The 12,495-nt window shown below is 61.2% G+C and carries 11 protein-coding genes and 2 pseudogenes; 8 read left to right on the top strand and 5 right to left on the bottom strand.

Annotated elements, in window-relative coordinates:
- Positions 1 to 98: 98 nt before the first annotated feature.
- Complete coding sequence (locus tag LB569_RS03490) at positions 99 to 356, bottom strand: hypothetical protein (RefSeq protein ID WP_224691072.1); 258 nt, start codon at positions 354 to 356, stop codon at positions 99 to 101.
- Positions 357 to 935: 579 nt separating this feature from the next.
- Entirely contained in the window at positions 936 to 1,835 is a 900-nt protein-coding gene (locus LB569_RS03485) for a LysR family transcriptional regulator (protein ID WP_224691071.1), read from the bottom strand.
- Positions 1,836 to 2,022: 187 nt separating this feature from the next.
- Here LB569_RS03485 and LB569_RS03480 point away from each other — a divergent pair, with 187 nt between their 5' ends.
- The 3 genes and pseudogenes from LB569_RS03480 to LB569_RS03470 all read left to right on the top strand — a co-directional run bounded on the left by LB569_RS03480 (position 2,023) and on the right by LB569_RS03470 (position 5,057).
- Complete coding sequence (locus LB569_RS03480; RefSeq protein WP_224691070.1) at positions 2,023 to 3,303, top strand: serine hydrolase domain-containing protein; 1,281 nt, start codon at positions 2,023 to 2,025, stop codon at positions 3,301 to 3,303.
- Positions 3,304 to 3,336: 33 nt separating this feature from the next.
- Entirely contained in the window at positions 3,337 to 4,218 is an 882-nt protein-coding gene (locus LB569_RS03475; protein ID WP_224691069.1) for an NmrA family NAD(P)-binding protein, read from the top strand.
- A gap of 72 nt (positions 4,219 to 4,290) precedes the next feature.
- Positions 4,291 to 5,057 (top strand): annotated as a pseudogene (locus LB569_RS03470) (aldo/keto reductase).
- Between the two features lie 378 nt (positions 5,058 to 5,435).
- On the opposite strand, the gene LB569_RS03465 reads toward LB569_RS03470, so the two are convergent.
- Both LB569_RS03465 and LB569_RS03460 read right to left on the bottom strand, forming a co-directional pair.
- Complete coding sequence (locus LB569_RS03465) at positions 5,436 to 6,674, bottom strand: metal-dependent hydrolase family protein (RefSeq protein ID WP_224691068.1); 1,239 nt, start codon at positions 6,672 to 6,674, stop codon at positions 5,436 to 5,438.
- A gap of 26 nt (positions 6,675 to 6,700) precedes the next feature.
- Positions 6,701 to 7,453, bottom strand: coding sequence for an SDR family NAD(P)-dependent oxidoreductase (locus LB569_RS03460; RefSeq protein ID WP_224691067.1), 753 nt, complete (start codon positions 7,451 to 7,453; stop codon positions 6,701 to 6,703).
- Positions 7,454 to 7,694: 241 nt separating this feature from the next.
- Here LB569_RS03460 and LB569_RS03455 point away from each other — a divergent pair, with 241 nt between their 5' ends.
- The 5 genes and pseudogenes from LB569_RS03455 (at position 7,695) to LB569_RS03435 (ending at position 11,583) form a co-directional block, all read left to right on the top strand.
- On the top strand, positions 7,695 to 8,588 hold the full coding sequence (locus LB569_RS03455) for a LysR family transcriptional regulator (RefSeq protein WP_224691066.1): 894 nt from the start codon (positions 7,695 to 7,697) through the stop codon (positions 8,586 to 8,588).
- A 191-nt stretch (positions 8,589 to 8,779) separates the two neighbouring features.
- On the top strand, positions 8,780 to 9,874 hold the full coding sequence (gene leuB, locus LB569_RS03450) for a 3-isopropylmalate dehydrogenase (protein ID WP_224691065.1): 1,095 nt from the start codon (positions 8,780 to 8,782) through the stop codon (positions 9,872 to 9,874).
- Between the two features lie 8 nt (positions 9,875 to 9,882).
- Positions 9,883 to 10,689, top strand: a pseudogene (locus LB569_RS03445) (fumarylacetoacetate hydrolase family protein); the annotation flags it as partial.
- Entirely contained in the window at positions 10,584 to 10,829 is a 246-nt protein-coding gene (locus LB569_RS03440; protein ID WP_224691131.1) for a hypothetical protein, read from the top strand. The pseudogene LB569_RS03445 and the gene LB569_RS03440, both read left to right, overlap by 106 nt.
- Positions 10,830 to 10,887: 58 nt before the next feature.
- The gene (locus tag LB569_RS03435; protein WP_224691064.1) at positions 10,888 to 11,583 is read left to right on the top strand and encodes a flavin reductase family protein; all 696 of its coding nucleotides are present in this window, start codon (positions 10,888 to 10,890) and stop codon (positions 11,581 to 11,583) included.
- A gap of 284 nt (positions 11,584 to 11,867) precedes the next feature.
- On the opposite strand, the gene leuD is transcribed toward LB569_RS03435, so the two are convergent.
- Entirely contained in the window at positions 11,868 to 12,494 is a 627-nt protein-coding gene (leuD, locus tag LB569_RS03430) for a 3-isopropylmalate dehydratase small subunit (protein ID WP_224691063.1), read from the bottom strand.
- Between the last annotated feature and the right edge of the window lies 1 nt (position 12,495).

The following is a 12,495-nucleotide window of genomic DNA, read 5'->3' as shown; positions in this document are numbered from 1 at the left end:
GGCGCCACTGCAGATTGTGGTAGTGCGGTTTCCAACGATTATGCCTGGCCCATCCGCCATCTATGGCTGTGTGAATGGCCTTGAGAAAACGGGTGACGTTACTTTTCTCGAAACTTGAGCCGCGTACGAAAAGTATGGTCAGATTGATCTGCTGCCCTTACACTCAGTTTTGCAGGGGGCATCGAAATCAGTGACTTAGGCATAGGGCTGCTGGGGCAGAGAGCCGAGTTCAGTCGCTTCTGCGGGTAGATGGCGTCGATCTTCTGAGTAAGCAGCTCCACCTTGGTCGACATGGCGTTGACGTGGTGGCCCATGCCGTCGATGTTGCTGCCGAGCATCTGGAGGTATTGGTCCATCCGCGGTTGGTCTGCGTCAGGCCGCCCTCGACGACATTATGCGCTAAGGAAGCGTCGCCAAAGTTGAAGTTGCTGTGGGATGTCGTCGAAGTTCTTATCGGACGCCGCGGCACGGGCCTGTCGGGCTGTCCATCGCCTCCAGGCGCGTCTCGGAGGCGCTGGATACATAGTCATCATGATCGTTGCGATGAAATGCCCAAGGGAATTCAAGTCCGGAGCGAGTGCGATAATCTAGCTTGCCCAATCGCATCTCCTGGAGGCCCAATCTTCGTCATGAGCACACGCGATTCGGCCGAATACGGGAAAGCTCACATCCTGTCCAAACCGTTGGCAATTGCCTGAACGCGAATGTCCCCCCGCGTGCGAAGGCGGTCGCCGAGTGCTCGACCATGTGCCCCTCGTCAAAGCTGAAGCATGCGGATATCCAGCGGCTGAGGCGCTGATTGCATCGGCCGCTCGATGCATGGCGTGAGCGGCACCCCGTCGGCTCAGATGACCGATATGCAAAACCATCATGCGAGGCGGCAAGCATTTTTGCTGGCGGACAGCCAAGGCAGTGCGCGGCAAGAATGCCCCGCGCTACGCCGCCGCGATCCGTTGAACAAAATCCAGAAAAGCCCGTACTTTTGCCGGCGGCATGTGGCGTGACGGATGATAGGCGTAAAGCGGAAACTGTTCGTCGGACCATTCCGCCAGGATCGTCGTGAGCGCCCCGCTCTCAAGCCACTCGTCGAGGCCGATGGCAAGGCTCTGGAATATGCCTTGCCCCGCGAGACCGGCCGCGACGGCAGCGGAGGGATCGTCCATGACCAACCGCCCCGACGCTTTGATCTCTATGGTCCCGCTATCCCCTTGGAACTCCCAAGTGAACGGCCGCCCGGTCTGCGGGTCGCGAAATAGGATGCAATCGTGGTGCATCAGGTCGTGGGGCGTGGCTGGAATGCCGTGACGGTCGAGATAGCTTGGGGCGGCACAGGTCAGCACCGGTACGTCCAGTAGTTTGCGCGCGATCAGCGAGGATTCGTCCGGCGGACCGAAGCGCACGGCGACATCCGCGCCACTCATCATCTCTTCGCGATAGTTGCTGGTGGTCAGATCGAGCGACAGTGCGGGGTAGCGTGCGAGGAATTCACCGATCCTCGGCGCCAGCACCATTCGCGCGAACCAGGGATCGATCGAAACCCTGAGCCGTCCGCCGACGAATGCCGCCGAACCGGCGGCTTCGGAGGCTGCCTCCTCCAGTCCGGCCAGCAGCGGCATTATCCGGGCATGGAAGCGGGCGCCCTCCTCCGTCAGCGTGACCTCGCGCGGATTGCGGTCGAACAACCTGACACCGACGCGTTGTTCGAGCCTCGCCACCGCACGGCTGACCGCCGATGGCGTGAGACCGAGAATATCCGCGGCCCGCACGAAATTGCCCGCTTCCATCACCGCCCCGAAAACGCCGACCCCGGTCAACAACCGCGTGTCGAAACTCATGCCCTCTCTCCTTTGCAAGGTCGGTGATCTCAACCGTCCCATCATGATGATTTTGAGTCATCTTATCTCTGATTTTATTGCGCGTGAATCATCGCATCGCTTCCCATAGATGATTTTTGAGCGCCCGGACGGCGCAGCGGCACACCGGACCGCGGAAGTCTCCGGCCTTGCGAGAAGGAATTCATCCATGAATGCGATCTCACGCAGATGCATGTTGGCGCGTGGCGGCCTGTTGCTGGCGGGCGCCGCCGCCGTGAACACGCCGGTCCACGCACTGGCGGCCAACCCGCAAGGGCGGTCCGGCAACTTCAAGTCCATTGACATGGCCATGGAACAGGCGGTGCGGGACGGTACCGTCGCCGGCGTCGTTGCCACCGCGGCAGGACCAGACAGCATGATCTACGAAGGAACCTTCGGAAAGGCCAATGCCGTCACCGGAGCAATGATGCGCACCGATACGGTATTCTGGCTGTTGTCCATGACGAAGGCCTTCACCGCTACGGCCTGCATGCAGCTAATCGAGCAGGGCAGGATCGATCCAGAGGACGACGCGGCGAAATATCTGCCGGAACTCGCCAATCCTATGGTGTTGGAGGGTTTCGACGGCGACGGCCAGCCGCGCCTGCGTCCGGCCAAGCGAGCCATCAAGGTGCGTCACCTGCTCACACACACCTCCGGCTTTACCTATTCGATCTGGAGCGATGCACTAACCCGCTACGAGAACGTCACCGGCATGCCGGACATCGCCACGTGCAAGAACGGCGCCTTCCTGGCACCGCTCGAATTCGACCCTGGCGAACGCTGGCAATACGGCATCAGCATGGACTGGGTCGGAAAGCTGGTGGAAGCGGTCAGCGACCAGTCACTGGAAGTCTATTTCCGCGAGAACATCTTCGCCCCGCTCGGCATGACCGATTCAGGCTTCCTGATCGGAAGCAAGCAGAAGGCCAGGGTCGCCACCTTCCATAACCGTCGCGAAGACGGCGGCCTGACGCCCGCGCCCTTCGAAATGCCCCAGCGGCCGGAATTCTTCATGGGCGGCGGCGGCGGCTTCAGTACGCCGCGCGACTACATGGCCTTCCTGCGGATGCTGCTGAACGGAGGCACTCATAAAGGCGTACGGGTGCTGAAGCCGGAAACGGTCGCGTCGATGATGCGCAACCAGATCGGCGACCTCGACGTCCAGGCCATGAGGACCGCCCAGCCTGCTTATTCGCAGAGCTTCGACCAGTTTCCCGGCGAGCCCCACAAGTGGGGATATTCGTTCGACATCAACACGCTGCCCGGTCCGAACGGTCGGTCGGCAGGCAGCATTTCCTGGGCCGGCCTGCTCAACTGCTATTTCTGGCTCGACCCGGTCAGGAAGGTGACCGGAGCCATCTTCGCCCAGCTTCTGCCCTTCTACGACCAAAAGGTCGTGAAGCTCTACGGCACATTCGAGCGCGGCCTCTACGACAGCCTCGCCTGATCAATTCCCGACTTCAACACCAGGAGACATATCATGTATGCGATTACAGGAATTACTGGCAAGGTCGGCGGCGCGCTGGCGAGAGCCCTGATCGATGCCGGAGAACCGGTCCGTGCGGTGCTGCGCGACCCCGCCAAGGCGGAAATCTGGCGTAAGCGAGGTTGCGAAGTCGCCTTTGCCGAGATGGACGCCGCCGCGCAGCTTGCTGCCGCCTTCAACGGCGCCACTGGCGTGTTCATCCTGCCGCCGTCGGAATTCGACCCGGCGCCCGGCTATCCGGAAGCGGCGAAACAGAATGAGGTGCTGACGACCGCTCTCCTTGCTGCCCGCCCGGAAAGGGTCGTCTGCCTCTCCACCATCGGCGCCGACGCGGAAGTGGACAATCTGTTGAGCCAGCGGACGATGCTGGAACAAGCCCTCGGCGAGTTCGATCTTCCCGTCACCTTCCTGCGGCCCGGCTGGTTCATGGAAAATGCGGCCTGGGACGTCGCGCCGGCCCGCGATGAAGGCGTGCTGCATAGCTTCCTCCAGCCTGCCGACAAGACCTTCGCCATGGTGGCGACGCAGGATATCGGCCGGCTTGCCGCAGATCTGATCCGCGAGGAGTGGACCGGCAAGCGGGTCGTGGAAATGGAAGGCCCCCAACGGGTCTCGCCCAACGATCTCGCCAATGCCTTCGCGTCGGTGCTCGGGCATCCGGTGCGGGTGGAGATCGTCCCGCGGGAAAGCTGGGAGGGCCTGTTCCGTGCCCAGGGTACGCGTAACCCACAGCCGCGCATGCGCATGCTCGACGGCTTCAACGAAGGCTGGATCGACTTCAAGGCAGACGGCGAAAACCGTGCCATGGGCACGACGTCACTTGAGCAGGTGATCGAAGCGCTGGTCCGGCAGGCGGCCGCGGGCGAGACCGCCTGAGCCCGCCGGGAGAACGGTCGGCGGACGGCTTCTGCCTCCGCCGCCGCGTCCTTCACAAATTCAAAGGAACGGATGCCGGGCGATGCCGCCCGATCCGTGGTCGAAAGCGGGGTTGCGCTCGGGTTCCGCCATATCGATACGGCAGCCATGTACGATAACGAAGCCGCCGACGGGACCGCACTCGCCACTTCCGGCTTGAAGCGTGCGGATCTCTTCGTCACCACCAAGGTCTGGCACGACAAGCTTGCCCCCGACGCCCTGCGCCGATCGTTCGATGCCAGCCTCGGCAAGCTTCGTCTCGACCATATTGATCTCTTTCTGGTCCATTGGCCGTCGGCGAACATGATGGGCGCGACGTTGGAAGCGATCACCAAACTGAAGGAAGAAGGGCTGGCCCGCGCCATAGGTGTCTGCACCTTCAACCTGCCCATGATCCGGCGCGCTGTTGAGGATATCGGCGCCCCCATCGCCGTTCATCAGGTGGAATATCATCCGTTCCTGTCGCAGACGCCGATGCTGGATTATCTTCGTGGCAAGGGTATTCCGATGACCGCCTATGTGCCGCTTGCGCAGGGTCGGGCCGCAATGGATCCGTCCTCGCCAGGATCGGTGAAAAGCACAGCGCCACCGCCGCCCAGATCGCCATAGCCTGGCTTCTGGACCAGGAACGAGTCATCGCGATTCCCAAAGCCGCTCGCCCCTCGAGTCAGCTAGCCAATTTCGATGCGCTCAACATTCGCCTCGACGATCAGGACCGCACGGCCATCGCGACTTTGCCGAAGGACCTACGTTACGTGGACCCGCCTTTTGCTCCAAACTGGGAGGCTGCAACGTCCTGAAACGCAGGTTCGTCAATCCACGGGCTAACCTCAAAGGACACCCCTCGATTTAACCGTGCAATCCGTTTGTTGGAACCACGGCTATTGGAGACAATGACCGAGATTAGGCGCGTCGGTCCTCATCCTCCGAGGCGAATGTCCTTAGCTCAGCGGCGTCCATCTAACTGCTGACGCCATGCGCCTCGACTGCCGCCATGCGCCTCATCGACGTGTACCGAGAAGCGGCCCGTCCGCCGGATTGCCAACGTACAGTGCGCTGTCACTTCAGATCGCGCGTGGGCCGCAGGTCCGCGTCGCCCGACGATACTGAAAAGACGGAGCGGAATTTTCGCGCCCGTCGCCCTCGCCACAGCCTCCATCTGTCGAATCCGTCCACCCTTAGTGGGAAAGTTCGTTCTTATAGAAAACCCCACCCTTCATGATCGCCTGGAAGGATTTGCCCTCGTCGCCGAGCAGCGAGATGTCCTTCAGTGGATCGCCGTCTATCACAATCATGTCAGCATAGGCCCCCACGGCGATGGTGCCGATCTTGCCAGGCATCAAGCACAGTTCGGCCGCGTTGAGGGTGGTCGAGCGGATCACCTCGATGGGCGGCAGCGCCTCGGCGCGGATATTGAATTCCAGGTTCTGGTGTGGATGTAGAAAGCCGAGATGATCCGAACCGTGGCAAATCTTTACACCCGCCTTGTGCATGATCTCAAGCGATTCCGGGCCACGATCACGCACCCACTGCAGGCGCTCAACGGCGGCAGCGTCGAGTCCGAGCCTTTCAGCCTCGATGATTTGTCCCTCGTAGGCGCTGATTGTCGGCGTTGAATAAGCGCCCTTCTCGGCCATGATCGCGGCCGTTTCGGGGGTGATCAACGTACAGTGCTCGATCGACTTGATCCCGCAGGCCAGCGCCCGCGCGATTGACTCGTCCGAATGTGCGTGCACGCAGACGTAGGTCTTGGCGTTCTCCGCTTCTTCCTGGAAGGCGCGAAGCTCATCCATCGAATAGGCATTCCATGAGCGTGGCATCCGCAGCTGCGCCGCTCCGCCGCCGGCCATCACCTTGATGAACTGAGCGCCTTTGCGTATCTCCTCGCGCGCCGCGCGGCGACACTCATCAACGCCGTCGACGATCTTCGACACGTTGCCTAGTTGATTGTTGAAGGTCTCAGCTGAGATCAGTTCGCCGCGCTCGCGCGGATCGGTATGGCCGCCGGACTGGACAAAAGCCTTACCGCACATGGTCAACCTGGGTCCGTCGATCAGACCGCTTTCAAGCGCGTATTTGAAGCCCAGCGTCGCCCCACCGACGTCGCGGACTGTCGTGAAGCCGCGCAACAGCATGCCCTTGACGATCTTGGCCGCGTGCAGCGCCACCAGTTCGTTGGGCATACTTGAGCTGGCGGACGGATCTTCAGCGGCCGAATAAACGTGGACGTGGCAATCGATCAAGCCGGGCATCAGCGTCTTGCCCTTCAGGTCGATCATGGTCGCGTTGGCGTCCTTAATCGGCTTGTCGGAAACTTCGTCAATCATGCCTTCCGACACCCGTATATGACGGTCATACTCCCCGTCGTCCGAGGAACCATCAAGCACGCGCGCGTTCTCGAAGACAAATGAAGGCATGGGAATCTCCTCTTCAATCATTCCTGTTAATAGGTCGCACGTCCGCCCGACAGGTCGAATACCGCTCCGGTGGTGAAGGAATTCTCCTGCGTCGCCAGCCAGCAGATCATGGACGCTGCCTCCTCCAGTTCGAGCATGCGCCCGCGTGGGATCTTGCCAAGGATATAGGCTATATGTTCGGGCGCCTGGGCCATCGCGCCCGGTGTCTTGGCGACGGCCGGCGTCACGCAGTTGACGGCGATGTTGCGATCGGCCAACTCCTTACCAAGCGACTTGGTTAGCGCGATCACGCCGGCTTTCATTGACGAATAGGCGACCGCATTGGGATTGCCTTCCTTGCCGGCGACAGAGCTGATGTTGACGATGCGTCCGTAACCCTTCTCCATCATGTGCGGCACGACCGTGCGGCAGCAGTGGAAAGTTCCGTTGAGGCCGACCTGGACCACCTCTGCGAAGGCTTCCGGCGGGTACTCCCAAGTCGGCATGTTAGGGCCGACAAGGGCGGCATTGTTAATCAGGATGTCGACCTTGCCGTAGCGCCCGAGCGTCGCCTTTGTCGCCGCTTCCACTGAGGCGAGCACGCCGATATCGGCTGTCCGGCAGTATACGCGGTCGGCGTCCGCGAGCTTGTCGGCGCAGGCGCTTAGTACTGTTTCGTCGCGGTCCCAGATGGCAACGCTAGCGCCCGATTCGAGCATACGCTTGACCACCGCAAACCCGATACCTTGAGCGCCGCCCGTGATGACCGCGGTGCGGCCTTCGAGATCAAATTGATTCATGTATGGACGGATCCTGACCTTTCAGTTGGTGCCCGCTTCGCCGCACCTGGGCAATTTCATTTTGTGTTTTCTGCCAAACGGGAATACGACCTTATTGGAGACATGGTGGACAGGGCGAAGACTTGATTGGGAACGAGTGCGTCGTGATCCGCGATGCGCTCCGGCGCGACCGAACCATTCGCGATTGTCGGTCCATCATTGGATCGTGGCCGGGCTACCTAAGCGTGGAGCTTTGTAACGAGTGCGTTTCGACCTGTTGTCACTGGAATTGTTCGTCGCAGTCTGTGAGGAGCAAAGCATTGCCAAGGCCGCCGACCGCGAGCACATAGCTGCATCTGCAATCAGCAAGCGCATTTCCGATCTCGAGGCCAGGCTCAAGACACCGCTGTTCTTGCGTGGTTCCAAGGGGTTGGAACTCACCGCGGCCGCCAATTCCCTGTTGTACCACGCCCGCGTGGTCATGCGCGACCTGCGCCAGATGGAATCCGAGCTGTCCAATCATGCCAGCGGCGTGCGCGGCCACGTCCGCGTCTATGCCAGCGTTTCCACCATCATCCAACACCTTCCGCGTGACCTGCGCGAGTTCCTCGCCCTACACGACGCCGTGCGCATTGACCTGCAGGAAGGGACCAGCCAGCAGGCGCTTGAGGCGGTGGCGGAGAACGCCGCCGATATCGGCGTCTTCGGCGGCGTTGTGCCGCGCCAAGGCTTGAAGATCATCCCCTACCGTGTCGACCGCATTGTCGCACTCGTTCACGTGGACCACCCGCTGGCGGACCGCACGATCGTCAAGTTTGCTGAATTCACCGATTTCGATCTAATCGGGCCGATGAAGGGATCCTTCCTCGACTCTCTTGTGCTACGCGCTGCTTCCGACCTCGCCCGCTCGTTGCGGATGCCGGTCCGCGTGAACGGTTTCGAGACCGTATTCAGCATGGTTGAAGCCGGACTGGGGATCGGCCTGGTCCCGGAGAAATGCGCCGAGCGCTATGTGACCAGCGGCAACACCGTCGCCATCGTCCTTGACGAACCCTGGGCCGAGCGCCAGTGGAACCTTTGCGTGCAGGCAAGCCAGACCATGCCGCCGCCCGTGCGTCTGCTGCTCAATCATCTCACCAACAGCGAAACCCGATAAGACCGCTTGATTTCGCCACCCGTCCTCGTCGGCGCGGTCCGCCCGCGACCGCCGAGGCGCGTTCGCCTATGGCGATGGGCTGTTTCCGAAGGACGACTTCGAGGATGCACGCGACACTCCTATAAGACACCCGAAAGGGCGCGCGCCGTGGTGGTTTGCGCTCCTGTGAAATCCATCTGGAGGAATAGGACGTGAAAATCGCGGTACTTCCCGGCGACGGCATCGGCAAGGAGGTGACCGCTGAGGCGGTCAAAGTGTTGCGCGCACTTGCCGGCGCTGGACTCGCCTTCGAGATGACCGAAGCCATCATCGGCGACGAAGGCATTCAGACCGTCGGCGATGCGTTGCCGGCTAAAACGCTTGAGCTCTGCCGTGCGGTTGACGCTATCCTGCTCGGCGGTACCGGTGTGCCCGCCGACGAGCACCGCCCACCATCCGAGGGCGCTGGAAACGGGCTGTTGCGGCTTCGCCGGGCGCTGTCGCTCTATGCCAATTTTCGTCCGGTGCTGCTCTATCCCGAATTGCTCGACGCGTCGACGCTGAAGCCGGAGGTGGTCGAAGGCGTCGATATGCTGATCCTGCGGGAGTTGAATGGTGACCTGTATTTCGGCGAGCCCCGCGGCATCTCTGTCAACGCGGCCGGCGAGCGCGAAGGCATCAACACAATGCGCTACACCGAAAGCGAGATAGAGCGTATCGCCCATGTAGGCTTCAAGGCGGCGCAAAAACGCGGCGGGAAGCTGTGCTCTGTCGACAAGTCGAACGTGCTGGAGACAATGATGTTGTGGCGCGAGGTGGTGACCCGCGTCGGCAAGGACTATACGGATGTGGAACTGACCCATCTCTATGTCGACGCAGCCTCCATGGCGCTGATCCGCAATCCCAGGCAGTTTGACGTCATCGTCACCGGAAATGTCTTCGGTGACATCCTCTCCGATGCCGCAGCGATGCTTGCTGGTTCAATCGGCATGCTGCCGTCGGCCTCGTTGGGTGTCGGAAACAAGGGGCTCTACGAACCTGTCCACGGCACCGCACCCGACATTGCGGGCCGCAATATTGCCAATCCGCTGGCAGCGATTCTGTCGGTAGCGCTGATGCTGCGCTATTCTTTCTCGCTGGAACATGAGGCCGCGCGCATCGAGGCTGCGGTCCGCTCGGTGCTTGCCGCCGGCTACCGCACCGCCGACATTATGCGGCCCGGCTGCCGCAGGGTCTCCACCAGCGAGATGGGTGACGCCGTTGTAGAGGTTCTCGTCGCCGGAACCAGCAGGCAGGCGGTCGGCTGATCCGTCCTATGCGTCGCAAGCTCCCGGGAAGGAGAGGCCGTCTCCTGCCCGGGCGTCTTCAATCCAGGTCTGACGCTCGACTGAAATCCCGGGTGGGCGCAAAAGGAGTGCGACACGCGATGAAATTGCTGCGCTATGGCGAGCCGGGTGCTGAAAAGCCTGGCATTCTCGACCGCAAGGGCCTCATTCGTAATCTGTCCGGTCATGTCTCCGATATTGCCGGAGACGCTGTGTCCCAGCGGACTCGACGCGCTCCGTGCGATCGATATCGCCAGTCTCCCGGTCGTCGAGGGCAATCCACGCATTGGCCCTTGCGTCGCCGGGACCGGCAAGTTCGTCTGCATCGGGCTGAATTATTCCGACCATGCCGAGAAACCGGCGCCACGGTGCCGGTCCGAGCCGATTATCTTCATGAAGGCAACTTCGGCGATCACCGGTCCATACGACGGGTCGAGATCCCACGCGATTTCGAAAAGACCGACTGGGAGGTCGAACTCGGCGTCGTTATCGGCAAGACCGCGAAATACATCTCGGAAGACGAGGCGATGGACCATGTCGCTGGCTATTGTGTCGTCAACGACTTATCCGAGCGCGCCTTCCAGGCCGAACGACAAGGTCAGTGGACCAAGGGCAAGTCGGCCGACACCTTCGGCCCGCTCGGCCCCTGGCGGTCACCGCGGACGAGGTGTCCGATCCGCAGGCCCTTAAGATGCACCTCGAGGTCAACGGCAAAGCCTTCCAGAACGGCTCGACAGCGACCATGGTCTACGGCGTGCGACACTTGGTATCCTATCGGTCGGCAGTTCATGAGCCTGCGCCCCGGCGATATCATTTCCACCGGCACTCCGCCCGGCGTGGGCCTCCGGTCAGAAGCCGAGATCTTTCTCAAAGGCTGGCGATGTCATTACCTTGGGCATCGAGGGTCTTGGCGAACAGGCATAGCGATCGTTCATGACGGTTGAAATCGACAACGGCTTTGACGTGGCGCCAGCGATTAAAATCATCAAAGGCTGATGATCGCCGTTCCCCACCCCAACAGGGACCTTTCCCATCGCCCACTAATGTTGGCATCTGACATTCCAAGACCCGCCGGAGCAGGCATGCACTTCAATTTTTCCGACCTCAAGCCCATCGAGCGATACAAGCTCCTGTCCTCCACCATCACGCCCCGTCCTATCGCCTGGGTTTCCACCATCAGCGAAATCGGTCAGCGCAACGCCGCGCCGTTCTCCTTCTTCAATGTTTTCGGCGAAGATCCGCCGGTGGTCGGCTTCTCGATCAACGACCGCAGTCCCGGCGACCGGAAGGACACAGGCTGTAACGTCCGCGCCACCGGCGAGTTCGTCGTGAACCTGGTCGACGAGGATCGGCTAAAGGTCATGAACATCACGGCCACTGAATACGGCCCGGCCGTCGACGAGTTCACCGTCTCCGGGCTGAGCTCGCAGGCCTCGCTTTCGATCGGCGCGCCGCGCATCGCAGAAAGCCCGGTGTCCTTCGAGTGCAAGCTGATGCAGATCGTCGAGCTGGGGCCAAACCGTTCGCTTATCCTAGGCCTTGTGCAAATCATGCATATCCGCGACGACCTGCTCATCAATCCAGAACGCTTCCATGTCGATACGGCGAAGATGCGCGTCGTCGGGCGGATGCAGGGTAACAGCTACATTGTCTGCGACGACATTTTCGAGATGGCACGCCTTCAGCCATAAGCCGGATTGCGGGAAGCGGCGCTTCGTTCACGGTGTTCGGCGCGCGTCGAGCGGGTGTCAGGGCGGCGGAGCGAGAGCGACCCTATGGAGTTTTGGCGTATAACCGAGGCAAGTCGTTCGAGCCATGGATGACCCTAGCTGTGTCCCGATAGCGTTGCTCTCTGTAGCGGTTGTGGCTCAAACAGCAGCGAAGACGATCGTTGCCAGCGTCGTAGAGAACGGTGCATCCGCGACTGCGTGGTCTCAAAGCGCAGCCGACAATAACGCCATTTGGCCCTTTCGTGTCAGTCGGCGACAGCCCCGAGACTGAGCCATGGCGTTGCTTGCGCCGACGCCTTCTCATGATCTTTGATCGCCGGCAGTTCCGCCAGAGTGTCGTCGATGAAATCATTGCCCTTCAGCAGCCGCTCCCGGTCGGAATCGACAATCAAGAACGGCACTGTGCCAAGCCGGAGGTGGCTGAGGTCGCGCCTTTCCAGGTCCACCGTGAAGCGCGCTTCCTGCGGATTCGCCGCCGCGCGTAGGCACTCTGCTAGCACGTCCTCGCTGACGGTCGCAGGAATGATGCCGTTGTTGATGCAGTTCGCCTTGAATATATCGGCGAACATGGAGGAGATCAGGCAGCGTATGCCGAATGATTTCAGTGCCCAGGGCGCGTGCTCGCGCGACGAACCGGAGCCGAAATTACGCCCCGCGATGATGATCGTCGCCTCGTCATAGGGCTGCTTGTTGAGGATAAAGTCCGGATCTGGTGTGCCGTCTGGTCTGTAACGCAGGCTGTGAAACAGGAACGGTGCCATCGCGTTGCGATCCGGCTTGCGCAGGAACTGCTGGGGATAGATCAGGTCTGTGTTGATGTCGGACATCGGAAAGGGCGCGGCGATGCCGCTGTGTCCGGAGATCGGTTCCATA

Origin of the sequence: Mesorhizobium sp. BH1-1-4, assembly GCF_020165665.1 — a bacterium.
Classification (GTDB): Bacteria; Pseudomonadota; Alphaproteobacteria; order Rhizobiales; family Rhizobiaceae; genus Mesorhizobium.
The sequence above is the reverse complement of the archived record's forward strand: the minus strand, read 5'-3'. Positions and strand labels throughout refer to the sequence as shown.

Coding starts and splice junctions, on each gene's coding strand:
- LB569_RS03490 (WP_224691072.1), bottom strand. CDS start 356: ATGGACCAATACCTCCAGATGCTCGGCAGCAACATCGACGGCATGGGC.
- LB569_RS03435 (WP_224691064.1), top strand. CDS start 10,888: ATGATCGCCGTTCCCCACCCCAACAGGGACCTTTCCCATCGCCCACTA.
- LB569_RS03440 (WP_224691131.1), top strand. CDS start 10,584: ATGCACCTCGAGGTCAACGGCAAAGCCTTCCAGAACGGCTCGACAGCG.
- LB569_RS03485 (WP_224691071.1), bottom strand. CDS start 1,835: ATGAGTTTCGACACGCGGTTGTTGACCGGGGTCGGCGTTTTCGGGGCG.
- LB569_RS03460 (WP_224691067.1), bottom strand. CDS start 7,453: ATGAATCAATTTGATCTCGAAGGCCGCACCGCGGTCATCACGGGCGGC.
- leuD (WP_224691063.1), bottom strand. CDS start 12,494: ATGGAACCGATCTCCGGACACAGCGGCATCGCCGCGCCCTTTCCGATG.
- LB569_RS03480 (WP_224691070.1), top strand. CDS start 2,023: ATGAATGCGATCTCACGCAGATGCATGTTGGCGCGTGGCGGCCTGTTG.
- LB569_RS03475 (WP_224691069.1), top strand. CDS start 3,337: ATGTATGCGATTACAGGAATTACTGGCAAGGTCGGCGGCGCGCTGGCG.
- LB569_RS03465 (WP_224691068.1), bottom strand. CDS start 6,674: ATGCCTTCATTTGTCTTCGAGAACGCGCGCGTGCTTGATGGTTCCTCG.